Origin of the sequence: Labrenzia sp. PHM005 (assembly GCF_006517275.1) — a bacterium.
Classification (GTDB): Bacteria; Pseudomonadota; Alphaproteobacteria; order Rhizobiales; family Stappiaceae; genus Roseibium.
The window spans coordinates 4,705,383-4,729,969 of sequence record NZ_CP041191.1 but is presented as its reverse complement, the minus strand read 5'-3'; the positions used below and the strand labels follow the sequence as shown (position 1 = coordinate 4,729,969).

Sequence of the window (24,587 nt, the reverse complement as noted above, 5' to 3'; positions counted from 1 at the left end):
TCAACTTTTGAAGTTCTTGGCCATCCTGTTCAGCAGATCCGAATATGTAACTGAAAACGCGCTTAAAACCATTCTTTGGAGGAAACTATGTCAACCACTGTCGGCTTTATCGGTCTGGGCAATATGGGTGGTCCGATGGCCATCAATCTGGCGAAGGCTGGGCACCGGGTCCTTGGGTTTGATATGTCCAAGGCGGCAATGGATGCGCTGGTGGCTGAGGGCGGCGAGGCTGTTTCCAGCGTAACAGAGATGGCGGCTGAGGTTGATGTTATCGTGACCATGCTGCCGGCCGGCAAACATGTGCGTGAAGTCTATATGGGCGAGGGCGGTATCTTGGAGACCGCAAAAGCCGGCACCTTGCTCATTGATTCCTCCACAATCGACGTTGACAGTGCCCGTGTGGTCAGTGCTGCAGCTGCCGAAAAATCCATGCCGATGGTCGATGCGCCGGTATCCGGTGGTGTTGCCGGAGCAGCTGGCGGGACATTGACCTTTATGGTCGGGGGGGAAGAAAGCGCCTTTGAAGCTGCAAAGCCCTATCTGGACATTATGGGCAAGACCATTGTTCATGCAGGCGGGGCAGGTAATGGTCAGGCCGCGAAGATCTGCAACAACATGATCCTCGGAATTACCATGATCGGTGTGTCCGAAGCATTTGTGCTTGCTGAGCGCCTTGGCCTTGATGCGCAAAAACTGTTCGACATTTCTTCCACCGCTTCCGGTCAGTGCTGGGCGTTGACATCTTATTGTCCTGTGCCTGGACCGTTGCCTGCGTCTCCGGCCAACCGCGACTACCAGCCGGGATTTGCGGCCGGCATGATGTTGAAGGATTTGAAATTGGCGCAAGAGGCCGCGAACTCGTCCGGCGCGGCGACACCGCTTGGCGCAGAGTCGGCTGCGCTCTATTCTATGTTCTGTAATTCCGGTGGCGATGCCCAGGATTTCTCTGCCATTGTGAAGTTCCTGCGCGGATCATCATAAACAAAATCTGAATCAGGCACCTAAAAAGCGGGTCAAAAGTTAACTGATGATTCAGCGTGTCTCTTAAGCGGATTTTAGAATCAGTCCGTTAGATTATCTGACAAGGCGGGAAAATATCCGCCGATTGACAGGTACAATTAAGAGGCGCAATCACATGATCACCGCAAGTAGGGCAGTCGATGCTGTGGCACAGGGTGAAGAGGAAGAAGTGGCGATCAAGCCGCTCTACCTAGAAGCCTTAACGCTCGTAGAGCGTTTGCACCGGCGTTTGCTGGACGTAATCAAGGATGAATTTGACCGCATGGGCCGGTCGGACGTCAACAGCGTGCAGGCGTTGTTGTTGTTCAACATTGGTGATGCCGAGCTGACCGCCGGCGAGCTCCGGACCCGGGGTTATTATCTCGGTTCAAACGTGTCCTATAACCTGAAGAAACTGGTCGAAACCGGTTATATTCACCACCAGCGCTCGCGCATGGACCGCCGGTCCGTCCGTGTTAGCCTGACTGACAAGGGCCAGGAAGTGGCAAAGATCGTCAATGATCTTTATGAGCGCCACATGCTGTCTGTTGAACAGGTTGGTGAAATCGGACCGCAGGACTTCGTAGCGCTGAATAAGTCGCTGCGCCGCCTGGAGCGGTTCTGGACCGATCAGATTCTTTATCGCCTCTGAGAAATTCGCGGCGTATCCAGATGACAAAGCACCGCCCTTGTGGCGGTGCTTTTGTTTGTGCTCACGGATATTTGGTTGGACAGCCAATACACTCCGCAATATTCGGGTGAGAGTAATCCCGTGACCCTTCGACATGATGTGGTCACAAAGGAATGGCCTTTTGGGGCGCTGGTCCGCTGGAAAGTTAAGGAATCAACCGATTTGTTAACCATATTGCGGTACCTGTGATGGTCGCGAGCCGGAGATTGACCGGATCAATCGACGACCGATGAAACTTGATAGACAAAAATGCGCGGACGCGCGCGATATGTGCAGCACTGTGGGGTCGGTAATGACACTTTTTTCCGCATCGGCCGGGACGAAGTTTGCTTTCAAGCGGAACGCTTTTCTGGGAAAAATTAGCGCTTTGGCTATAGGGCTCGCTGCGTCGGCAACTATCGCCGGGAGCGCATCGGCCCAAACTGCGCTGCAGTCTCTGCAAAGCAATCGCCAGAACCTTGAATGGGCAGACAGCTTTGATATCGCAACGGACAATATCACGGAAGTGAAGTCCTTTGCTCCGACCTTGTCCCCTGAAACAGCTGATCACATCGCGATTGCGATCAATCGCTACCAGCGCATCGTTCAGCTGGGCGGATGGGGTGCTGTTACGCCGGGCGGTAAAACGCTTCGGATCGGCAAAAAAGATCCGCGGGTTGTTGAACTGCGCCGCCGTTTGATGGGGTCCGGCGATCTGGAACAGCAGGCTGGCCTTTCCGATACATTCGATTCTTATGTCGATGCGGCTCTACGTCGATTCCAGCTCCGCCATGGTCTAATCCCGGACGGAGTTATGGGGGAGGAAACCGTCAAGGCCTTGAACGTTCCGGCTGATGTGCGTTTGCGGCAGTTGGAAACCAATCTTGTCCGCGTCCGCGCCATGTCCGGGAACCTTGGCGACCGTTATGTGATGGTGAACATTCCGGCGGCCGAGATCGAAGCCGTCGAGAACGGACGTGTCCGTTCCCGCCATACAGCAGTTGTTGGCAAGATTGACCGGCAGACGCCGATTTTGAACAGCAAGATCTATGAGCTGAATTTTAATCCGACATGGACCGTGCCGGTTTCCATCATCCGCAAGGACTTGATCCCGAAGATGAAGGAAGATCCTGAGTATCTGGCCAAGAACAAGATCCGGATCTTTAACTGGCGCGGCAATGAGGAAATCTCCTGGCAGCAGATCGACTGGAACACGGAAGAGGCGACAAATTATCGGTTCACCCAGGATCCCGGGCAGGAAAACTCTCTTGGGTCTGTGCGGATCAATTTCCACAACAAGCACCAAGTTTACTTGCACGATACGCCGTCCAAAACACTGTTTGGCGAAGGCTACCGGTTCCATTCTTCCGGCTGTGTTCGTGTCCAAAACGTGCGCGAGCTGGTCACATGGTTGCTTCAGTCGACCACGCCGGACTGGGACCGCACGAAAGTTGATTCGGTCATTCGCAGCGGCGCGCGCGAAGACGTGAAACTGAAAAGGTCCATTCCGCTTTACATGGCCTATGTCACCGCTTGGGCAAATGCCGATGGCGTGGTTCACTTCCGCGATGACATTTACAACCGCGACGATATTTATGGGGTCGATACCCAGGCGAGCTTGCAATAACGCTGTATTGAACCTGACAGAACTTCCAAACGCCGGTCTTGCAGAGGCCGGCGTTTCGTGTCTATTGAGGCGGAAAGTAAAGTTTGACCTCGATCGGGATGGTGTCAGGGATCGATGAAAGGAAGTGTGCCGGATGAGTCGTGATCCAAGACCCGGCGAGATCTATTTGGAATTCCGGCCTGTCGGAAAACAGGTGCAAGTCACGGCAATCGACGCGGCAACCGGGATAGAAGTGTCCACATTCGGTCCGGCTTCAACGTCTCAAGAAGACTTGAAAAGGGTTGTTGTTCGGAAACTGAAACGCCGAATTGACCAGCTGGCGGATGCGGCCAAACAGCAGCAGGATCCGACACTTTACTAAACCTACTCATTGGTATCGAAGTTGGCGGTTTGGGGCTAGGCCGGTTCTTCGGTCGCGTCCAATTTGACGCCCTTTACGTATTCCGCGGCGACCACCTTATTCCGGCCGGAGCTTTTAGCGTCATAAAGAGCATCATCGGCGCATTTGAACAAACCGTCGATAACGCTCATTCCCGATCTCTTAGTTGTTGGGTTTGGACCTTCCAAAGTGGTTAGGCCGAAGCTTGCTGTAATGGAAAACCTTTCCTTTTTTCCATCGAAGGACTGGTCTTGAACCGCTTTTCGCAAGCGCTCGGCCAAAGCCGCAGCATTTTCCGGGCTGGTACGCGGCATTAAGATCCCGAACTCTTCACCGCCCCAGCGCGCAATGACATCGCTCTGGCGCAGGTTGTTTTCTAAAGTGCGGGCGACCGTCCGCAGTACTTCATCGCCGGCGGCATGGCCATAAGTGTCGTTGACCGACTTGAAATGATCGACATCCAGGAGCGCGACACTTAACGGCGCTTCGGTGCGGGCTCGGGATTTCAGTTCGTGGTCGCACAGCTCAAGGAAGTGGCTGCGGTTGAATATCTGTGTCATGCCGTCAGTAATGGCCTGCACCCGAAACTGTTCCGCCAACTCCGCACGGGCTGTCACTTCCCCTTCGAGCCGTTCCTTGACGGCCCGCAGCTCTTCCTGCATCCGATCACAGAGGCGGACCATCCGTTTTTGATCCTTCACTGCGCGCTTATAGGCCGCGGAGAGTGTCTTGATCAGGTCGGTGGTCTCTTCAAGTCCGTCAATGATCGTCTCGGCGTGCTCCATCACCCGCTCTTCGTTGTCGAACAGCGTGAAATCCGTTTCTGTATTCTTTCGGGTCCGGTTCATTCGGCGCTCGCCTCCGGCTTCAAGTGGAAGCTGGCGTGTTCGAAGTCTTCAGAAAAGTCCTCGCCCATTTCTTCCATCATGTCGTCTTCTGGATCAAAATACCAGTTGATGACAATATTCTTGCCGTTTTCCGCCGCTTCCTCAAGCAACTGGAATAAGTTCATGATCGCCTTGGCGCTGGAGGAGTTGAAATAGATGAGTTTCATCTCCACCGTCAGCGTCTGATCGTGGGTCGCTCCAATGAAACCGGCAACGGCCTTCAAGATGGGCCCAAAGAAGGCACTGGCATCTTCCGGGTAGCTTTCACCGGATATTGATAGATGACCAGCATTCAGATCCAGGCGAATTTCTGGAGATCTTACAGTTGCTTCGATATCAAGAGGGGTCATTGTCATGCCTCAGATCTCCTCTTAAACGAATGCCTTCAGGACAAAGAACTTCCGCCCGTCGTCCATATCGTAAAAGTCGTACTCCAAGGGTTGTGTTGCTCGCCTTGCGATTTCAATCAGACCAATTGAACCGCCTTCGCTCTGTGCTTCGGGTTCTTCGCGAAGCTTTGTCCGATAATGTTTGCGTAAAGTTTCACCATCCATGCCCCGGATTATCTCCAAACGTTCACGCAATGTTACAGCTTCCTCCTGAGGGACTGGATTGCCGCATATGACAAAAAAACTCTGATTTTCATGCCCGAAAGCAACAACACCATTGGATAATCGCGATGCTTTGGTATCCGAAAGCCAAGCCTGTTCATCTGAATAGCGGATGATATTTTGAACCTGTTCCACAAAGACACCGAACACCCGGCGCGCAACTTTGCGCTCCGTGTTTTGCAGCTCCATTTGCTGCTTTACGGCATTGCCGAGTGACAGCATCAGATTTTCGCTGAAATATCCGGAATAAGCGAAAAACGTGTTCCGGTTCTGCAATTCGGAGCGGAATGCATATATGTCTTTAGCCAGCATCTCCTGCTCCTATTCTGCCGCTTTTTCGGCCAATTGTGCAGCGGATCTTGGAGTCACCGCAAGGACGGTATAATCATCCCTTGCCGGTTCTTCGCCGCGGTATTCTGACAAAACAGCTTTCAGGTTGTCGAGTTGCGTTTCCAGGTCAGCATAGGCCTTTGATTCAAGGACCTCAAACAATCGCTTGCGGCCAAAGGCACGTTTGTTCTTCCCGCCAATGTGGTCAGTTGCACCGTCTGTTGCGACGTAAAACGTTTCGTTTGGTTCAATATCTATTTTATGCACGGTGAAAGATGACGGTCGTTTTAGAGTCCGGTAGCCAAGATGTCGGCGGTCGGCCGCGATCCGCCGGATGCCGTCGAAAGATTGGATGAACAAGGGGATACCGGCGCCGACGTATGTCAGCGTATTGTCATCGCGGTCGAAGATCACAAGGGCGGCCTCGAACCCGTCGTCCGATTCCCTCATTGCAAACTTGTCATCCTCCTGGATCTCCTGACCAAGCCGTGCGCGAACGGCTTTATCCAGGTAGAGCATCAGGTTCTCCGGATCATCGAGGTCGACATAGTCCATTATTTTTGTCAGTTCCGAAGACACGATCATTGTCAAAAGCGCACCAGGAACCCCATGACCGGTACAATCGGCAACAAAGAACACCACCTTGTTGTATTGTTCTGATGACCAGACAAAATCGCCGCTGACCACCTGAAGCGGTTCCCACAGCATCGCAACATCGGCGACCGAATGGCGCATTTCATGGACGTCGGCCAACAATCCTTTCTGGATCTTTCGCGCGTAGGTAATACCTTCCCATAACTGCTCGTTTGCCAGGTGCAGGTCGGTTTCACGTTGTTTTGCGATCGCCAATGTCTCTTTGATACGACTCAAATTACGTTGAATAGAGCGGGCCATTGGTCGGAAAATAAGGACAATCTCAACAGCAATCAGAATCAGGGTGAGCGCCCACATGGTCGTTGTAATGGTGTCAAGCCGACGTAGCGCCTCTTCACCTTCATGCTGAAAGGTATTGGTCAGTGAATTCAGTTTCACAGGCATGTGCAGATTTGCGAGGTTTACAATATGCTCGATGTCTTTCTCATCCGGCGGGTCGGATTGAGCCAGACGGCGTGCCGTTTCTGCAAACTGTCTCAGCATCGCGTCTAAGGGGTGATTGCCACCAAAGAAAGCGGCCTGCAGTGCTGGCGACAATTCTCCGACCGGCACGTCGTCCGGTTTGCCTAAATGGCAGCTAAACCCTTCTGACAGTGCGGATCTGATGAGCTGTATGTCGGTGGATTTGAGGGCTACATGGGCCCGCATCATTTGATCTGCACATCCCAGAAGGGTGAAACTTGGGTTGGCCCCATTGACCCTTTCAAAACGTGCCATGTTCTGGGCGATCATGCCGATCCGCTGACTCAGCATACGCTGCCGGCCGGCGAGGTTCACTTCCACGCCTATGCGTTGTTGTTCTTTAATAAACGCAATATCGGCCAGCCAAATGGCAGTGACCGTTAATGCGATGAGGCCGAGACCCAAACAATAAGATATGGTTGGAAGGTGCCGTGAGTTTTCCAGCCAATTCGCAATTCTCATAAATTCACCACCAAGTATGATCCCGGAATTAGTCAAGGTGATGCCAGGATGAATTCTTGCATTATTGTGCGTAAAAATTAAGGAATGCTGGACGTGTTTTGATAATTATGAGTTTGGATTCATGTATTTACTGTAATAAATGACGATGATTATATCTCTTGCTGAGCATTTTATATGGATATCTTGTGCGTGCCGGAGAAATTCGATCAATTGGTAATGATGCCGGTTTCAAGAAGGCTTGCGTCGCTGTTGCCCTTGGGTTTCACGAAAGCCTGTGTTACTTCGACGCCACAAGATGGCAGACAGCTCCCGATCCCGCTCCTATGTGAGCAAATGCTGACGCCACACCTTTTGCTCAACTAACAAGGATGGTGCGATGTCTTTGATGGAATCCTCCAGTCAGTCGGTTCAGTCCGGTTTCTTCACCCGCGGTCTTGCTGAGGCCGATCCGGATATCTTCGGAACAATCGAAAAGGAACTGGGCCGTCAACAGCACGAAATCGAGCTGATTGCGTCCGAGAACATTGTTTCCCGCGCGGTGCTGGAAGCGCAGGGCTCCATCTTCACAAACAAGTACGCCGAAGGCTATCCAGGTAAACGCTACTACGGCGGCTGCGAGTTCGCTGATGTGGCAGAAACGCTGGCCATCGAGCGCGCCAAGGAACTGTTTGGCTGCCAGTTCGCCAATGTCCAGCCGAACTCCGGTTCCCAGATGAACCAGGCGGTGTTCCTGGCGCTTCTGCAGCCGGGCGACACCTTCATGGGTCTGGACCTGAATTCCGGTGGTCACCTGACTCACGGGTCGCCGGTTAACATGTCCGGCAAATGGTTCAACGTTGTTTCCTACGGTGTACGGGAAGACGATCATCTGCTCGACATGGACGAAGTTGAGCGTCTGGCCAATGAGCACAAGCCGAAACTGATCCTGGCAGGTGGCACCGCCTATTCCCGCATCTGGGACTGGAAACGCTTCCGCGAAATCGCTGACAGCATCGGTGCCTATCTGATGGTCGATATGGCCCACATCGCTGGCCTGGTTGCCGGCGGTGTGCATCCGTCACCGATCCCGCATGCACATGTCTGCACCACTACGACTCATAAATCCCTGCGCGGTCCGCGCGGTGGCATGATCCTGTGCAACGACGAAGCGCTCGCCAAGAAATTCAATTCTGCAGTCTTCCCGGGTTTGCAAGGCGGCCCGCTGATGCATGTGATTGCGGCGAAGGCAGTTGCGTTCAAGGAAGCGCTTCAGCCGGAGTTTAAGGCCTACGCCCAGTCAGTTGTTGCCAACTCCAAGGCTTTGGCTGAATCCTTGAAAGAACAGGGGTTGGATATCGTTTCCGGCGGCACCGACAACCACTTGATGCTTGTGGATCTGCGTCCGAAGAACGCGACTGGTAAGGCTGCGGAAAAATCTCTCGGCCGGGCCAACATCACCTGCAACAAGAACGGCATTCCGTTCGACCCGGAAAAGCCGTTTGTAACCTCCGGTATCCGCCTCGGCACCCCGGCAGCGACCACGCGCGGCTTCGGTGTGGCCGAATTCCGCGAAGTTGGCATGCTGATCACGGAAGTGTTGGATGGTTTGAAGGCCGCAAACAGTGAAGAGGGCAACGCAGCGGTTGAAGCCGCGGTCAAAGCCAAGGTAGAAGCACTGACAGCACGGTTCCCGATCTACGGGGGGTAACCGGCTCGTTCAGGAGCTTTGACACATGAAATGTCCGTTTTGCGGCGGCGATGAAACCCAAGTTAAGGATTCCCGCCCGACCGAGGACAACACAGCCATTCGCCGCCGCAGGATCTGCAACACCTGCGGCGGCCGCTACACCACCTTTGAACGGGTTCAGCTGCGCGAGTTAATGGTGCTCAAGCGCTCTGGACGCCGTGTCCCGTTTGATCGGGAAAAACTGATGCGCTCGGTACAAATCGCGGTGCGCAAGCGTCCGGTGGATCCGGAGCGGATAGAGCGGATGGTCAGCGGCATCGTGCGCCAGCTGGAAAGTTCCGGCGAAAGCGAAATCACCGCAGAAACCATTGGCAATCACGTCATGGAAGGCCTCAAAGAGGTCGATGATGTTGCTTATGTTCGCTTTGCCTCAGTTTACAAGAATTTCCGCGAGGCCAAGGACTTCGAGGCTCTATTGGATGAGCTGAGTGATCCGGATGCGCCGCTGGCGGACAAAGACTGAACCGCGCGTCGCCAATGTCCAAGATCAGTGACACTGATAACCGGTTTATGGCGGCAGCCGAACGGCTTGCCCGTCGCGGGCTTGGCCGGGTGTGGCCGAACCCTTCCGTTGCCGCTCTGATTGTCCGCGAAACCGAAGATGGTCTGCCGGCCCTCGTTGGCCGGGGTGTGACGTCGCGGCCAGGCATGGCTCATGCGGAGGTCAACGCGCTCAATCAAGCCGGTGATAAGGCAAAGGGTGCTACATGTTATGTCACCCTGGAGCCTTGTTCTCATTATGGACGTACGCCGCCCTGTTCGTTGGCCTTGATTGAGGCCGGTGTCAAACGGGTGGTTGTCGGAATGCTCGACCCCAATCCGCGGGTTTCTGGCCGCGGCGTCAAAATGCTTGAAGATGCCGGGATCGAAGTTGTGACCGGCGTACGGGAAGCTTCCATCAAAGCCGTCTATCATGGCTTCACCCTGCGCCAGGTAAAGCAGCGCCCAAGTGTGTTTTTGAAACTTGCGGTTTCCCAAGATGGATTTATCGGCCGGGAAGGTGAGGGGCAGATTAAAATATCCGGCCCGCTCTCCATGCGTATGGTTCATGGCTTCCGGGCTGCATCCGATGCCATTCTCGTCGGCAGCGGAACGGCGCTAGCCGACGACCCGCAACTAACCTGCCGTCTGCCGGGATTGCATCACCGGTCGCCGGTTCGTGTTGTCGTAGACCGGCAGGCCCGTTTGCCTGTGACTTCAAAGCTGGTCAAAACCTGTGTGGATGTCCCGGTCTGGCTGATTTGCAGCAATGACGCTGATGGTGAGCGGATCGATGCTTTGTCCGCCGCTGGCGTCAACATTATCCGGGTTCCGGCGGCAGACACCGGGATTGATCCCAGTGTGATCTTAAGCGCACTTGCGACACGCGGCATCACCCGCGTCATGGTCGAAGGGGGCGCGCGGCTTGCCTCGTCATTCCTAAACGCAGGGCTGATCGATGACCTGTGTGTCGTAACCGGCGATATCAAGATTGGCGTAGGCGGCATACCGGCTCTGCACGATCTGGATCTTGCAAAAGTGCTCAACGACCCCAATTTCGACCGCATCGGTGCCGGACATTTTGGTCCCGATCGATACACTTACCTCAGACGGCGTGGAGCCTGACATGTTCACCGGTATTGTGACCGACCTTGGCCAAATCATTAAGTGCGACGATATTCCAGCAGGAAAGCGCACCCGGATAAAGACCGTCTACGATACGGACAGTTTCGATATCGGCGCGTCGATTGCCTGCGATGGTGTTTGCCACACGGTCACAGCCAAAGAAAACAGTGCCGATGGCAATTGGTTTGAAGTGGAATCGGCCGCAGAAACGCTGGCCTTGACCAATGTAGCCGACTGGGCCGCCGGTCAAGACATCAACTTAGAGCGCTCCTTGACCATGGGCGCCGAACTCGGCGGCCACTTGGTGCTGGGGCACGTTGATGGCCTTGCCGAAGTCACAAAACGCGAAGACCACCCGGATTCTGTCTATTTCCAGTTCCGGGCACCAGAAGAGGCGGCCCCGTTCATTGCCAAAAAAGGCTCTGTTGCCCTGAATGGGGCATCGCTGACGGTGAATGAAGTCGAGGGCCTTCTGTTTTCCGTCTTTCTGATCCCGCACACACTTGAAGTGACCAACTGGTCAGATCGCAAGGTTGGCGACCAGATCAATCTCGAAGTGGATATGATGGCCCGTTACGCGGCACGTCTTGCGGAATTCACCAAGACCGGGTAGGGGACGTCCCAACACTTTCAAGAACAACGAGGACCGGTCTCAGGTGGTCCTGCTGGTGAACCCGGGTGACAGCTATGTTGCCTGGTTTTAACGGTCTTGCACGAATGACACTGGACAAACCGGGGCAGACGTGGTTCCTGTCGCGGCCTTATAAAGGATGAAACCCATGAGCGCTGCACCGAAACTCCTGATCATTGAAGCCCGCTTCTATGATGACCTGGCCGATTCCCTGGCCGAAGGCGCGATCAAGACGATCGAAGCAGCCGGTGCAGCCTATGATCGTGTAGCGGTTCCGGGGGTCTTGGAGATCCCGGCAGCCCTTTCCATGGCAATGACTGCGATGGAAAACGAGGGTACGCTGTATGATGGCTTTGTTCTTCTGGGTGTTGTGATCCGTGGGGAAACCACGCACTACGACATCGTCGCAAATGAATCCAACCGCGTGGTCATGGACTTGATCGTTGATGCGGATCTGGCTGTCGGAAATGGTATTCTGACGGTTGAAAACAGTGAGCAGGCGTGGGCCCGTGCCAAGGTCGACGACAAGAATAAGGGCGGAGCAGCAGCTCAGGCAGCCCTTGATATGATCGCACTGCGTGCGCGCCTCGGAGTATAAGACAAATGACCGGAAAGGCCGACCAGGACAAACCGGCTGCAAACAAATCAGGCGGCAAAACCGTGCGCCCAGCCAACAAGCGGGGCGTTGCGCGCCTCGCTGCTGTTCAAGCGCTATACCAGATGGACATCGGCGGAACGCCAGTGACCAATGTGGTGAGCGAATACACCGCTTTCCGTTTGGGCAAGGAAATTGACGGCGAACAGTACCGCGATGCCGACGAACAATGGTTCAAGCACATCGTTGCCGGTGTGGTTCAGGATCAGAAGTTTCTGGACCCCTACATCCATACAGCGTTGAAGGAAGACTGGCCGCTTAAGCGGATCGATAGTCTGCTTCGGGCAATTCTGCGCTCTGGTTCTTATGAGCTTTTGCGACGCAAGGATGTGCCGGCCAAAGTAATCATCTCCGAATATATTGATGTTGCCAAAGCGTTTTTCGAAGACGATGAACCAGGCTTGGTCAATGGTGTGCTCGACCGGCTGGCGCATGAATTGCGTAGCCCGGAATTCGACGCCAAGGATGCGGACGGACAGGGCTGATCATGTCCGCCGCACGGCCCGGTGAGTTTGAGCTGATCAAACAGTTTTTTGCGCCCCTGGCCAAAAATCCGGGCAGTGTCGGACTGACCGATGATGCGGCCGTGTTGTCGCCGCGTGATGGCTACGACCTTGTTTTAACCAAGGATGTTCTGGCCGCCGATATCCATTTTTTTGCAGATGACGCGCCAGAAGCGATTGCTGCAAAGGCGTTGCGGGTCAATTTGTCAGACTTGGCTGCCAAGGGAGCGACACCGCGCGGATACCTGCTCGGCCTTGCGCTCCCAAAAGACTGGACAGCTGAATGGCTGGAGCGCTTCTGCAATGGGCTGGCAGCCGATCAAGCGGCCTATGATATCGACCTCTTTGGCGGCGATACCATTCGCTCTTCCAATGGCTTGCAGGTGTCTATTACTGCAATTGGTGAGGTTGAGGCCGGCAATGCGGTGCGGCGTTGCGGCGCAAAACCAGGCGATCAGCTTTTTGTCACCGGGACGATCGGCGATGCCGCAGCCGGACTGAAAGCACGGCTTGATCCTGAGTTCTGCCGGCGGAGTAGACTAGACGAAGATCAAGAAAAACACATCCTGGACCGGTATTTGCTACCGCGGCCGCGCACCCGTATGGCGCCCATCATTGCCAAATACGCATCGGCCTCCATGGATGTGTCCGACGGGCTTTTGTCCGATGCCCGTCACATTGCAACTGCCAGCGCTGTCGACATGCATATCGACTTGGAAGCTGTTCCTTTGTCCATGACAATGGCGCACATCAAAGAAGCAGCGCCGGAAACCTTCTTCAGCTGCTTGAATGGCGGTGATGACTACGAAATCCTGGCCGCAGTTCCCGCTCAAGATGCGGCCGCATTTGCAGCGGATAGCGAAGTTGCGGGATGTCGTGTGCATGCGATCGGACGCGTGGAAGAGGGAACTGGCGGCGTTCATCTCTCGAAAAACGGCGCACCACTAGCAGCTGGGCAGAGTGCTGGTTTCCGCCACTTTTAGATTTTGATCAACGGGTGCTTTGTGATTACCCAAAGCCGTGATAGGCAGAAAATCCTTCCTGTTCGGGCCTCAGCCCATTTAGAGATCGCTAATTCATGACCGCAGTTTCGCACGAAACCCTTGTCGATGACCGTTTGGCCAAACGCAACGCGCTGCTTCTGGCGCTGGCGCAGGCGCTTGGCGGAGCCTCAGCCTCTATTGTGATCTCCACCGGGTCTCTCGTTGGCTACATGATGCTAGGCGAAGACAAGTCACTGGCGACTGTCCCGGTCTCTGCAATGGTTTTGGGCACGGCCTTCGGCACCATCCCGGCCGGTATGATCATGCGTCGTTTTGGCCGCCGGGCCGGGTTCATGGGATCGGCGCTCCTGGGTGTCGCGTCCGGTCTCCTGGCTGCCTATGCGGTTATGCTGAACCACTTCCTGCTGTTTGCCTTTGCCTGCAGCGTGGGCGGGTTTGCCGGAGCCTTTGTTCAACAGTACCGGTTTGCCGCAGCAGATACGGCCAGCGATGCGTTCAAGCCAAAGGCGATTTCCTGGGTTTTGGCAGGCGGAGTTCTGGCCGGGGTTGTCGGTCCACAGACCGTGATCGCTACAAAGGACATGTTTGCCCCCATCCTGTTTGCCGGGACATACCTGGCCCAGGCGGGCCTAGCCTTTATCGCAATGTGCCTATTGGCGTTCATCAAGATCCCGAAACCTCCACGGCAAAACCACAAGCAAGCGGGTGGGCGGCCCTTGCGGCAGATCATGATGCAGCCGCGCTTTATTGTCGCTGCAGCTTGCGGCATTTGCTCCTACGCTTTGATGAGCCTGGTCATGACCGCAACACCGCTCGCGATGATCGGTTGTGGCCTCAGCGATACCGATGCTGCGCTTGGCATCCAGTGGCACGTTTTGGCAATGTTCGGACCGAGCTTCTTCACCGGCAGTCTGATTGCCCGTTTTGGTAAAGAACGGATCGTTTCCATAGGTCTTTCTTTGCTCGCAGGCTGTTCGATTGTTGCTCTGGCCGGTCTTGAATTGGCCCATTTTTGGACGGCTCTGGTCTTGCTGGGACTTGGCTGGAACTTCGGATTTATCGGCGCTACAGCCATGCTGACAGACACTTATCGACCCGAGGAACGCAACCTTGTCCAGTCGGTCAATGATTTCCTGGTTTTTGGATTCGTCGCAGCAGCTTCTTTTTCCTCTGGAGCCCTGCTCAACGCCTTTGGCTGGTCAACCGTCAATATCCTGGTTTTCCCGTTTGTAGTCCTTTGCATCGGTCTGCTTATTTGGCTCGCCGTGGCTGAAAGAAGAGCTGTTACAACCGCTTAAAGTTCATACGTAATTTTACTTCGTCATTGCAGCATAAATTGCTGCGGTGCGCTATGTTATGCCGCAGCGGCATATTGAAATAATACATTTGAAGAGCTTGACGGCCCGCGCTGCTTTGTTGCTAGTGTGTGGGCGCTTCACGCTGGGGAATCTATGTGTGAGGTGATTTGGCGGGCAAAACAACAAACAAAAGCCACCCGTCGCAGCCTTGGGAGGAAGCATGATCGAGCTTGTCGTCATCATTATTTGCGGCCTTTTGTCCATTGCGTATGGCGCATGGGCAATTCAGTCCGTTATGGCATCGGATGCGGGTAATGCCCGTATGCAGGAGATCGCCGAAGCGATCCAGGAAGGGGCCAGCGCATATCTCAACCGACAATACACGACAATCGCGATTGTCGGTGCTGTTGTCTTTGTACTCGCATGGATCCTGCTTTCTGGACCTGCAGCTATCGGTTTCGCGATTGGTGCCGTTCTTTCCGGTGCGGCTGGCTACATCGGTATGATGGTGTCCGTCCGGGCCAACGTTCGGACCGCTCAGGCTGCAAGCCAGAGTTTGGGTGCAGGTCTTGAAATCGCATTCAAGTCTGGTGCTGTCACCGGTCTTCTTGTCGCAGGTCTCGCGCTTTTAGGTGTGGCCGTTTATTACGCCATCCTAACCGGCCCAATGGGTTTTGAAGCAACCGACCGCGGTGTGATCGACGCATTGGTCGCTCTCGGTTTTGGTGCTTCCCTAATTTCGATTTTCGCCCGTCTGGGTGGCGGCATCTTCACCAAAGGCGCAGACGTTGGTGGCGACCTTGTCGGTAAGGTTGAAGCTGGCATCCCGGAAGATGATCCGCGCAACCCGGCAACCATCGCCGATAACGTTGGCGACAACGTCGGCGACTGTGCCGGCATGGCCGCCGATTTGTTCGAAACCTACGCGGTGACCGTTGTTGCCACCATGGTTCTGGCCTCGATCTTCTTCACCGGTGGGGAAGCCATTCAGCTGATGCTGCTGCCACTTCTTATCGGTGCAAGCTGTGTCGTCACATCCATCATTGGCACGTTCTTCGTCAAGCTTGGCGAAAACAACTCCATCATGGGTGCGCTCTACAAAGGCTTTATTGCAACAGCCGTTCTGTCCGCAGTGGCGCTTGCAATCATCGTCTTCGGCTGGCTTGGTGCTGGAACTGAATTCACGACATCAGGTGGCACAGTCTTTACCGGCTTCGATCTGTTTGTTTGCGGTCTGATTGGCTTGATCGTTACCGGCCTGATCATCTGGGTCACGGAGTATTACACCGGCACCGAATATCGCCCGGTGAAGTCGATTGCCCAGGCATCTGTCACCGGTCACGGCACCAACGTCATCCAGGGCCTTGCGGTCTCTTTGGAAGCAACGGCCTTGCCGGCGCTGATCATCATCGCAGGTATTCTCGTGACATACGCATTTGCCGGTCTCTTCGGGATCGCGATTGCCGTGACCACGATGCTGGCTCTGGCTGGTATGGTTGTCGCGCTTGATGCGTTTGGACCAGTAACCGACAATGCCGGCGGTATTGCGGAAATGGCCAACCTGCCGGATGAAGTGCGTACGACAACGGATGCTCTGGACGCGGTCGGCAACACCACGAAAGCAGTGACCAAAGGCTATGCCATCGGTTCTGCTGGTCTCGGCGCGCTGGTGCTGTTCGCAGCCTACACGGAAGATCTGAAATACTTCAGCAGCACGGCTGAAGAAGGTTCGATCTTCGCAGGCATCAATGTCGACACTTTGTTCTCCTTGTCCAACCCGTATGTTGTGGCTGGCTTGCTGTTTGGCGGTCTGCTGCCGTATCTCTTCGGCGGCATTTCCATGACTGCTGTGGGCCGGGCTGCGGGCGCAGTGGTTGAAGAAGTTCGCCGCCAGTTCAAAGAAAAGCCGGGCATCATGGAAGGCACTGAGCGGCCGGATTATGGCCGGGCGGTCGACATGCTGACCAAAGCGGCGATCAAGGAAATGATCATTCCGTCGCTGCTGCCGGTTCTGTCACCGATCGTGGTGTTCTTTGTCGTCCGTGCCGTGGCAACACCAGCCGATGCCTTCGCGGCTCTCGGCGCGATGCTGCTGGGTGTGATTGTCACCGGTCTGTTCGTGGCGATCTCCATGACCGCCGGTGGTGGTGCCTGGGACAACGCCAAGAAGTCCTTTGAAGATGGCTTTACCGACAAGGATGGTGTGACCCACCAGAAGGGCAGCGATGCGCACAAGGCATCGGTTACCGGTGATACGGTCGGCGATCCTTATAAGGATACAGCAGGCCCTGCGGTGAACCCGATGATCAAGATCACCAACATCGTGGCGCTTCTGCTGCTCGCGGTGCTGGCGCACTGATCGAATGATCACTTGACAAGAAAAGCCCCGGTTCTGAGAACCGGGGCTTTTTTGTTTTCCAATGTGACTAGGTTCAAAGGCCGAGGCCCGGGTTGGCCGCACCTTTCAGGATCTGGCTCAGGAAGCCGTAATCTTTACCGCCCGTCCGGGTTTCACGGGTCACGATATCGACGATTTTGCCGTCTTCCAGCGAGTAGTTGCCCATATCTCTCACATACCCGTCTTCATCGAAGTAAACTGCGACGACGCGCTGCTCAACGATATCTGGCGCCAGGAAAGCAGTCGTGGCCGTTTTTTGCGAAATGTAGTAATACGCATCGCCGTCGATGCTTGACGTTGTCGACGGGGTTCCCAGCACCAGTTCCACTTGTTCGCGGCTTGAGCCGACCTGAACCTGATTCATCATATTCGATGTAATCACATGGCCATGTGTATAGGTTGAGGTAAAACAGCCGCCCAGAGGCAGGGTTGCCATCAGGGGAAGAAACAGGGCGCAGGCCTTGAAGTTCATCGATGAATTCCCATAACGCCAGATCATACCGGCTGCATTTCAATTTCGTTGCTTGGCAAAGTCACTATCGTGGGATAGGGCACAAGGCAACACCTTTAATCTTGAGGAGACCGCAATGATACTCGGCCTGTTCCGCCGAAGAACCCGTGATGCGGAGCACAAAACCTACTGCGAAATCGTGGCTCAAGCGCGGCAGCCGGTGTTTTATTCAGAGTTTCTTGTACCTGACACGATTGACGGACGTTTTGACCTAATCGTGCTTCATGCTGTGCTTTATTTCCGACGCATGCAGGGAGAAGGCAAGAAAGTGGCTGAATTTACTCAGGAAGTCTTCGATCTCTTCTTTCAGGATATGGACGGTTCTTTGCGGGAAATGGGGGTCAGCGATACACGGGTTCCCAAGAAAGTCCGAAAGATGGGAGAGGCTTTTTATGGCCGTGCCGATGCTTATATGTCTGCGATCGACACTGAAAATGTAGAAGAACTGGCTTTAGCTCTTGGACGGAATATTTTTCCCGAAAACGAAGAACCGATTGCTCAGGAGCGTTTGGCCCGATATGTGATCGGCGCCGCAGCAAGTTTGGCCTCGCAAGCAACGGACGATCTCATCAAGGGAGACATCTCCTGGCCAGATGCGGAACGTTTTCTTGATCCGGACAACAAGAATTCCTGAAACGAACCCGGGACACAAAAATGGCGACCGAAACTTTCCCCTATACGTTCAAAGTCAATGCTGCACAGGTGGTTGATAAGGACCAAAGGATCGAAGTGGTGCCCGGTGAACGGGACCTTGCAGCGATTGCAAAGGCCTATGACTTAGACGGCATTGAAAGTCTAAAAGCGGATCTTCTGCTGAAACCTTACCGGAAAGCAGGGTTGCGCGTGGTTGGTTCGATAAAAGCAAGCGTGAGACGGACCTGTGTCGTCTCGCTGGAACCCTTTGTTCAAGAGTTTAATCTGGACATTGATCGAACCTTCGAACCCCACTCGAGCCGGCCGCGCAAGATCAAAGACCTCAACGAAGACGGTGAGATCGAAATTGATCTAGAGTCTCTGGATCCGCCCGATGTCATCACGGACGGAGTTTTGGACCTGGGGGCTGTGATATGCGAAGAGTTGGCACTGACAATTGATCCTTTCCCGCGTAAACCCGGCGTTGAGTTCGAAGGGGGAGACAGTGATGAGGTTGTGGAGAGCGCGGAAGGCGAACAAAAGCCATCGCCCTTTGCTGCTTTAGGAGCCTTGAAGGAGCCGTCTGAGAAATAATCTGTTTGGTGCTATCCCGCTATGCCGGGGCGAAATCCCACGGATATTTTCGTGCACGTGGAGCGCAGAAGTTAGGAAAACGGTTGTCACCTCAGCCAAAACCTTTATGTTCGCGCCCGGTTCGAGACCCGTTGGGATCGGTTTAACATCTGGGAGAGCGAGACGGTCAACGTCTTGCCGGTAAACGTCTAAAGACTTTGTATGGCGAAAACGATTCCAATTTCACTTGATGTCATGGGCGGCGACTACGGAGCCGAAGTCGTGATCCCTGGCGCTGAAATAGCGCTTGTCCGCCATCCGGACATCCGTTTCTTGCTCTATGGCAACGAAAACGTCGTCCGCCCGCTGCTGGACAAATACCCGCGTGTGCGGGACGCCTCAGTCTTGCATCATTGCGAAGTGTCCATCGCCATGGACACAAAGCCGAGCCAAGCGCTGCGCCAAGGCCGCTGGAAGTCCAGTATGTGGAAGTCCATTGAAGCTGTGAAAACCGGTGATGCCGCTGTGTCCGTTTCTGCTGGCAATACCGGCGCGCTCATGGCCATGTCCAAGTTCTGCCTGCGCACCATGGCCAACATCGAACGCCCAGCGATTGCCGCGATCTGGCCCACCCTTCGCGGGGAGTCCGTTGTGCTCGATGTCGGTGCGACCATCGGCGCCGATGCACAGCAGCTGATCGACTTCGCGATTTTGGGCGGCGCGATGGCGCGCGCCTTGTTTGGCGTTCAAAAACCGACTGTCGGCCTGTTGAACATTGGTGTGGAAGAGGTCAAAGGACTGGAAGAGGTCCGCACAGCGGGGCGCCTCTTGCGCGAAACTCCACTGCGGTCGCTCGACTATGCCGGATTTGTCGAAGGCAACGATCTCGGTGCTGGCACTGTTGACGTTGTTGTCACTGAAGGTTTTGCCGGCAATATCGCGCTGAAGACGGCGGAAGGCACAGCCAAACAAATCGGCAGTTATTTGCGGTCGTCCATGAACCGGACTTTCATGTCGAAGCTGGGCTACCTTTTTGCTAAAGGGGCATTTGACCTTCTGCGTGAGAAAATGGATCCACGCAAAGTCAATGGCGGCGTGTTCCTTGGCCTCAATGGCATTGTCATCAAGAGCCATGGCGGTACCGACTCGGAAGGCTTCGCATCGGCTATTGATTTGGCCTACGACATGGTGAAAAACGAATTGACCCATAAGATCGCTCAGGATCTTGTGCATTATCATCGCGGGCGCTTCGCCGAAGCCGCGCCGACATCGGAAGGTAATAAGTGAGCGTGATCCGTTCAATCGTAACCGGTACCGGGAGCTATCTGCCGGAAAAAGTCCTTAGCAACAGCGATCTGGCCAAAATGGTCGACACCTCCGATGAATGGATTGTTCAGCGGACGGGGATCGAACAGCGTCATGTGGCTGCTGAAGGGCAGGTGACGTCAGATTTGGCTGTTGAAGCTGCTTTGCGGGCTTTGGAAAGCGCCGGACGGACTGCTTCCGATATCGATACGATCATTCTTGCGACCGCCACGCCGGACAACACCTTTCCGGCAACCGCTGTGTCGGTTCAGGCACGTCTCGGCATCACACATGGTTTTGCCTTTGACGTACACGCAGTGTGCTCCGGTTTTGTCTACGCATTGACCACGGCCGATGCCTATATCCGCTCTGGCATGTCCAAGCGCTGCCTGGTGATTGGGGCGGAAACCTTTTCGCGGATCCTGGATTGGAACGACAGGACAACCTGCGTTCTATTTGGCGATGGCGCCGGGGCTGTGGTTGTTGAGGCTGCCGAAGGGGCAGGGACAAACGCAGACACAGGTATTCTGACATCACATCTTCGTTCAGATGGTCGTCACAAGGACAAGCTCTTTGTCGATGGCGGTCCGTCTTCGACCCAGACCGTTGGGTATTTGCGCATGGAAGGCAAAGAAGTCTTCAAACATGCGGTGGGTATGATCACCGATGTGATCGAAGATGCCTATAAGGCGACCGGGCTGACATCTGAGGATCTCACCTGGTTCATTCCCCATCAGGCCAACAAACGCATCATCGATGCCAGCGCGAAGAAGCTGAAAATCGCTCCGGAAAAGGTCGTGACTACGGTTCAAAAGCACGGCAATACCTCCGCAGCGTCGATTCCCTTGGCGCTGGACCTGGCCGTTCGCGATGGACGTGTCAAAAAAGACAATCTCGTCATGCTGGAAGCGATGGGCGGCGGATTTACCTGGGGTTCGGTACTTCTGCGCTGGTAGTTATTTCTGCCGAGCGGTTAAACAAATCGTATTGGTATGCAGAGTTCCTGTTGACCGGCTCCCTTTCAGGCAATACCGTAAGGCCCTGCTGCGGAGTTTCTGTGTAATATCAGCCAGATCAATGGCGTTCCTGAGGAGGGGTTATGGGCAACCGGACTATTACCCGTGCGGATCTGTGTGAAGCCGTTTATCAGAAGGTGGGGCTTTCCCGGACCGAATCTTCTGAATTGGTAGAGCGTGTACTTTCCGAAATTTCAGACTGTCTTGTTACCGGAGAATCGGTAAAATTATCGAGTTTCGGGTCGTTTGTTGTGCGCTCCAAAGGCGAGCGCATTGGACGCAATCCGAAAACCGGCGAAGAGGTTCCGATCTCACCACGCCGGGTGATGGTGTTCAAACCATCCAATGTATTGAAACAACGGATTAATGACGCTCTGACCGGCAACTAACAGGTGGCATGAGTTCACAGGATAAAAGCCCGGACGCCTTTCGAACGATCAGCGAAGTTGCTGAGGACCTGGATTTGCCGCAGCATGTGCTGCGCTTCTGGGAAACCCGCTTCTCGCAGATCAAACCGCTCAAACGCGGGGGGGGGCGGCGCTATTATCGTCCCGATGACGTCGAGCTGTTACGAGGCATCCGTCATCTGCTTTATGGTGAAGGCTATACCATCAAAGGTGTGCAACGGATCCTGAAGGAACAAGGGCCGCGCGTTGTCATGCAGATCTGGCGGGACGATGTAAGTCCGCAGGCAGAGCCCGTGCCGGACGCCTTGCCAGTGACACCAACAGAAGCCCTCAACGAGGATGTTGCCGAAGTCGCGGCGGCCCCTGCATATGAGACCTTGCCAGACGGGGTTTTGGCGGAGGTATCGGAAAAAGCGCCAGCAGCGTCATCCGGTGGCGGTTTGAATATTTTAGGGCGGCTGCGCGGTGAAAAGCAGGAACCTGCTAAAACGGACCCAAGCTCTGCGATCTCCAAGGACGATATTCGCCGCCTTCAGGCGACCTTGTTCGAACTCCTGGAATGCAAGCGCACACTCGACCGGGCACGGTAGGAAAAAGCTGCAAATCACTTGAAACCAAAGACGCCGCCCGAAAAGGGCGGCGTCTTTGGTTCTTGTCCAAATTTTGCGGTCACTTCAGCCCCATGCAGGACGCATAAAAGGATGTGGTTGCAGGCCAGTCGGAGAAGATGCCGACAACTCCGGCCTCTTTCGCCAGGACATCGACAACCTCATAGACCTTACCATCGCTGTCTATTGCGTCCTTGACCGTCTGGAAGTACCAGCCACCGCCGTTTGTGAGCGGACCGGAGCGTTCCAGGGTCCATGCAATCAGCTTGAGCCCGGCCGCGTTGGCAGCCTTTGCGTAGGCTGATGGCGCGATCTTCCCTTCCTCCATCGTGAGCAAAACCCAGAGCGGCGGAGCGAGGTAATTGACGCCCATCTCCTTCAACTCGGCCATGGTAGGCGACAAGTTCTCCGGAGCCATTGGGTCAAACCCGGATTGGCGCAGCCGGCCTTCGAGATAGACAGCCTGTTTGCCAAACTCTGGCTCGTTTTTGATCCAATAAAGCACGTCATTGAGATTGAAAGACTGCGGAAATACGTCTGCTGCCGGAATACCTGCGGCCTTGTACTCGTCAATTAGCTTTTGCGCATAGTCTTCCTGAGAAAATCCCTCATAAGGCATCTCCACGGAAGGTGACTTCAGCTCAGGCGTGAATTTGACACCTAAATCGCGAAACAGGTCGATGGAGTCCTTGTGGGTCATCAGGGAGCCCTTGGTGGCATAAAGATCGGTCCGCCAACCCGCAGTGCCGTCCATGTAGTCTTCTACAGTTGTGGCTTTTTTGTTGGCCGCATCCATCTTGCCGTTGAGGGTTTTGAACTCGGCAAGCGTCACATCTGAAGCGCGGCATTCGGCTGAGGCCGGTGTTTCGCCAATCGCCGCCTTAAAGCCTCTGGTGCACTTGGCCGCCAGGTCGCTCGTCAGGATGTTTGTGGTCGTGTGCAGATCATTTTGAGCGTGCCGGCAAACCAATTCCTTGTCTTTGGTAAAGGTGACATCACACTCAACGATACCAGCACCCATCCGGGCCGCGGCCTTGTAGCTTTCTCTTGTATGTTCCGGGAACTGTAGCGCAGCGCCCCGGTGGCCGATGGAAAACTCAGTGCTTTTCAAAGGCTGGCCAATACAGGCGCTGAGTTTCTCCTTCAGCGGGCCGTCATCCATCTGGTCGATGAGATAATAGGGGCGGGGGCCAAGCTCAATCGTGGCGGCGAATGCGGATGCCGCCAAACCGGTAAAGGCTACCGCAGCAGCCATTTTGAATATACGCATCGGTATCAGGTTCTCCCTAAGTCGGCCGCCGGATTTTCACAATATTATCGCAGTTGGATTTTCGGCCAGATCATGCTGGCGACCATTGGATTTTCAAAGCTTCCGGACCTCTGACGGACAAGCCGCGCTTGTAACGGACATCGTCTGCGGCCAATTCAATTTTTGAAAACCGGCGCAGCAATGTGGAAAAGATAATGTCCATATCCAATCGGGCAAGGTGGTTGCCGAGGCAGAAATGTGGGCCGCGGCCAAAGGCGATGTGCCAGTTGGGCGAACGGCCAACATCAAATTTTTCCGCGTCTGGAAATTGTTTGGGATCGCGGTTGGCCGAACCATAGAGCACGCCGAATTTGGTCCCGCGCGGAAATTTTTGGCCGCAGACGTCCATCTCTTGGCTGACATAACGGTGGAAGAATGGCAGGGGGGATTCATAGCGGAACATTTCCTGGACGGCCGTCTTCATCAGGCTTTGATCGTCCCGCAACCGTTGCATTTGGTCCGGGAATTTCAATAGGGCATGCATACCGCTGCCAAGAACGTCGATGGTCGAGCCGTGGCCGGCCATCAAGATCAGCATGGCGGTCGATATGAACTCGTCCTCGTTCATATGTCCGGTTTTCTGCGCTTCGATCATCACCGAGATCAGGTCGTCTTTCGGCGCGGCCTCACGTTGGCGCTTTAAGTCCGACAAGTAGTGATAAAACTCGGTGGTGTTGCGCTCAGCGAGGTTCTTGCGCTCATCAGACCGGTCGATGTCGAAAAACTGGACGATGTTTTCAGACCAGATCCGCAGTTGGGGACAGTCTTCGTCCGGCACACCTAAAATACGGCCGATGATATGGCCGGGCACATGGGCCGCGAGATCCTCAATAAAGTCGATTTCCGTCCGGTCGGCAAGGCCGTCAATCAGACTGTCGACATAGGCCTGAATCTCGTCCCGGAGCTTGTTGATCATGACCGGGGTGAACAGTCTGAAAACCTGTTTGCGGAGCCGGTCGTGCACCTCGCCGTCGCTGTCGAGCAGGGAAAACTGCACGAAACGGGAGTGGTGTGGCATGTCGTGCCAATTGCCATCCCGTTTTTGGCGCGCAATCTCTTCAGGAGCTGCAATATGCTCCATGGAGCGGACCATGTGTTCGCTCATGACGATTTCGGAAACATCATCAAAGCGAGACGCGAGCCAGACGTCAAAATCCTCGAAATAAGTCAACCCCTCCTGGGCGCGAAGCGCTGCATAAAACGGATAGGGATCCTGGGCAAAAGTATCTGACAACGGTGTAAAAGCAAGATCGGAAGTGTGGCTCATTCTAGGCTCATGGAACGGAGAAGTGCAGACCGCGCATCTCGGCGAATCGGTCAAAAG

General features: G+C 54.7%; 26 protein-coding genes. 19 read left to right on the top strand and 7 right to left on the bottom strand.

Annotation, left to right across the window (positions count from 1 at the left end):
- Nucleotides 1-87: 87 nt before the first annotated feature.
- The 4 genes from mmsB (at nt 88) to FJ695_RS21390 (ending at nt 3,657) form a co-directional block, all read left to right on the top strand.
- On the top strand, nt 88-981 hold the full coding sequence (gene mmsB / locus FJ695_RS21405) for a 3-hydroxyisobutyrate dehydrogenase (protein ID WP_141187330.1): 894 nt from the start codon (nt 88-90) through the stop codon (nt 979-981).
- 154 nt (nt 982-1,135) lie between these two features.
- Nucleotides 1,136-1,651: a transcriptional regulator LdtR gene (gene ldtR / locus FJ695_RS21400; RefSeq protein ID WP_141187329.1), complete on the top strand. Its 516-nt coding sequence runs from the start codon at nt 1,136-1,138 to the stop codon at nt 1,649-1,651.
- A 331-nt stretch (nt 1,652-1,982) separates the two neighbouring features.
- Complete coding sequence (locus tag FJ695_RS21395) at nt 1,983-3,296, top strand: murein L,D-transpeptidase (RefSeq protein WP_141187328.1); 1,314 nt, start codon at nt 1,983-1,985, stop codon at nt 3,294-3,296.
- Nucleotides 3,297-3,429: 133 nt separating this feature from the next.
- Entirely contained in the window at nt 3,430-3,657 is a 228-nt protein-coding gene (locus FJ695_RS21390) for a serine hydroxymethyltransferase (protein ID WP_141187327.1), read from the top strand.
- 35 nt (nt 3,658-3,692) lie between these two features.
- On the opposite strand, the gene FJ695_RS21385 is transcribed toward FJ695_RS21390, so the two are convergent.
- From FJ695_RS21385 to FJ695_RS21370, 4 genes are read right to left on the bottom strand one after another with little or no spacing between them, the layout of a single operon-like run.
- Complete coding sequence (locus FJ695_RS21385; protein ID WP_141187326.1) at nt 3,693-4,523, bottom strand: GGDEF domain-containing protein; 831 nt, start codon at nt 4,521-4,523, stop codon at nt 3,693-3,695.
- Nucleotides 4,520-4,918 (bottom strand): DUF1987 domain-containing protein, encoded by a 399-nt coding sequence (locus FJ695_RS21380; RefSeq protein WP_247653700.1) that lies wholly within the window; start codon nt 4,916-4,918, stop codon nt 4,520-4,522. The genes FJ695_RS21385 and FJ695_RS21380 overlap by 4 nt, the downstream gene beginning before the upstream one ends.
- Before the next feature lie 15 nt (nt 4,919-4,933).
- Nucleotides 4,934-5,485, bottom strand: coding sequence for a SiaB family protein kinase (locus FJ695_RS21375; RefSeq protein WP_141187325.1), 552 nt, complete (start codon nt 5,483-5,485; stop codon nt 4,934-4,936).
- A 9-nt stretch (nt 5,486-5,494) separates the two neighbouring features.
- Entirely contained in the window at nt 5,495-7,081 is a 1,587-nt protein-coding gene (locus FJ695_RS21370; RefSeq protein WP_141187324.1) for a PP2C family protein-serine/threonine phosphatase, read from the bottom strand.
- 385 nt (nt 7,082-7,466) lie between these two features.
- Here FJ695_RS21370 and glyA point away from each other — a divergent pair, with 385 nt between their 5' ends.
- From glyA to FJ695_RS21325, 9 genes are all read left to right on the top strand, one after another.
- Entirely contained in the window at nt 7,467-8,768 is a 1,302-nt protein-coding gene (glyA, locus tag FJ695_RS21365; RefSeq protein WP_371708996.1) for a serine hydroxymethyltransferase, read from the top strand.
- A gap of 25 nt (nt 8,769-8,793) precedes the next feature.
- Nucleotides 8,794-9,270 carry a transcriptional regulator NrdR gene (gene nrdR, locus FJ695_RS21360; RefSeq protein WP_141187322.1) on the top strand — a complete coding sequence of 159 codons (477 nt, stop codon included), beginning with the start codon at nt 8,794-8,796 and terminating at the stop codon, nt 9,268-9,270.
- A gap of 14 nt (nt 9,271-9,284) precedes the next feature.
- Nucleotides 9,285-10,412, top strand: a complete 1,128-nt coding sequence (ribD, locus tag FJ695_RS21355) for a bifunctional diaminohydroxyphosphoribosylaminopyrimidine deaminase/5-amino-6-(5-phosphoribosylamino)uracil reductase RibD (protein WP_141187321.1) — start codon at nt 9,285-9,287, stop codon at nt 10,410-10,412.
- A 1-nt stretch (nt 10,413) separates the two neighbouring features.
- Nucleotides 10,414-11,025: a riboflavin synthase gene (locus tag FJ695_RS21350; protein WP_141187320.1), complete on the top strand. Its 612-nt coding sequence runs from the start codon at nt 10,414-10,416 to the stop codon at nt 11,023-11,025.
- Nucleotides 11,026-11,191: 166 nt separating this feature from the next.
- On the top strand, nt 11,192-11,641 hold the full coding sequence (gene ribH / locus FJ695_RS21345) for a 6,7-dimethyl-8-ribityllumazine synthase (RefSeq protein ID WP_141187319.1): 450 nt from the start codon (nt 11,192-11,194) through the stop codon (nt 11,639-11,641).
- A 5-nt stretch (nt 11,642-11,646) separates the two neighbouring features.
- Nucleotides 11,647-12,183 (top strand): transcription antitermination factor NusB, encoded by a 537-nt coding sequence (gene nusB, locus FJ695_RS21340; RefSeq protein ID WP_141187318.1) that lies wholly within the window; start codon nt 11,647-11,649, stop codon nt 12,181-12,183.
- A 2-nt stretch (nt 12,184-12,185) separates the two neighbouring features.
- Nucleotides 12,186-13,184: a thiamine-phosphate kinase gene (thiL, locus tag FJ695_RS21335; protein WP_141187317.1), complete on the top strand. Its 999-nt coding sequence runs from the start codon at nt 12,186-12,188 to the stop codon at nt 13,182-13,184.
- Between the two features lie 95 nt (nt 13,185-13,279).
- Entirely contained in the window at nt 13,280-14,503 is a 1,224-nt protein-coding gene (locus tag FJ695_RS21330; RefSeq protein ID WP_141187316.1) for an MFS transporter, read from the top strand.
- A 220-nt stretch (nt 14,504-14,723) separates the two neighbouring features.
- Nucleotides 14,724-16,862, top strand: coding sequence for a sodium-translocating pyrophosphatase (locus FJ695_RS21325; RefSeq protein WP_141187315.1), 2,139 nt, complete (start codon nt 14,724-14,726; stop codon nt 16,860-16,862).
- A 73-nt stretch (nt 16,863-16,935) separates the two neighbouring features.
- Here the strand turns inward: FJ695_RS21325 and FJ695_RS21320 are convergent, their stop codons facing one another.
- Nucleotides 16,936-17,373 (bottom strand): outer membrane protein assembly factor BamE, encoded by a 438-nt coding sequence (locus FJ695_RS21320; RefSeq protein ID WP_141187314.1) that lies wholly within the window; start codon nt 17,371-17,373, stop codon nt 16,936-16,938.
- Nucleotides 17,374-17,488: 115 nt separating this feature from the next.
- On the opposite strand from FJ695_RS21320, the gene FJ695_RS21315 reads away from it, so the two are divergent.
- From FJ695_RS21315 to FJ695_RS21290, 6 genes are all read left to right on the top strand, one after another.
- A complete protein-coding gene (locus FJ695_RS21315; protein ID WP_141187313.1) occupies nt 17,489-18,046 on the top strand; it encodes a ubiquinol-cytochrome C chaperone family protein in 558 nt (185 codons plus the stop codon).
- Nucleotides 18,047-18,066: 20 nt separating this feature from the next.
- Entirely contained in the window at nt 18,067-18,639 is a 573-nt protein-coding gene (locus tag FJ695_RS21310; RefSeq protein WP_141187312.1) for a DUF177 domain-containing protein, read from the top strand.
- 201 nt (nt 18,640-18,840) lie between these two features.
- Nucleotides 18,841-19,905, top strand: coding sequence for a phosphate acyltransferase PlsX (gene plsX, locus FJ695_RS21305; protein WP_141187311.1), 1,065 nt, complete (start codon nt 18,841-18,843; stop codon nt 19,903-19,905).
- The gene (locus tag FJ695_RS21300; RefSeq protein WP_141187310.1) at nt 19,902-20,879 is read left to right on the top strand and encodes a beta-ketoacyl-ACP synthase III; all 978 of its coding nucleotides are present in this window, start codon (nt 19,902-19,904) and stop codon (nt 20,877-20,879) included. Before plsX ends, FJ695_RS21300 begins: the two co-directional genes overlap by 4 nt.
- A 143-nt stretch (nt 20,880-21,022) precedes the next feature.
- Nucleotides 21,023-21,328: an integration host factor subunit alpha gene (locus tag FJ695_RS21295; protein ID WP_141187309.1), complete on the top strand. Its 306-nt coding sequence runs from the start codon at nt 21,023-21,025 to the stop codon at nt 21,326-21,328.
- 8 nt (nt 21,329-21,336) lie between these two features.
- Nucleotides 21,337-21,936, top strand: coding sequence for a MerR family transcriptional regulator (locus tag FJ695_RS21290; RefSeq protein ID WP_141187308.1), 600 nt, complete (start codon nt 21,337-21,339; stop codon nt 21,934-21,936).
- 79 nt (nt 21,937-22,015) lie between these two features.
- Here the strand turns inward: FJ695_RS21290 and FJ695_RS21285 are convergent, their stop codons facing one another.
- Nucleotides 22,016-23,224, bottom strand: coding sequence for a glycerophosphodiester phosphodiesterase family protein (locus FJ695_RS21285; RefSeq protein ID WP_209010761.1), 1,209 nt, complete (start codon nt 23,222-23,224; stop codon nt 22,016-22,018).
- A gap of 70 nt (nt 23,225-23,294) precedes the next feature.
- Nucleotides 23,295-24,530, bottom strand: coding sequence for a cytochrome P450 (locus FJ695_RS21280; protein ID WP_141187307.1), 1,236 nt, complete (start codon nt 24,528-24,530; stop codon nt 23,295-23,297).
- Nucleotides 24,531-24,587: the final 57 nt, after the last annotated feature.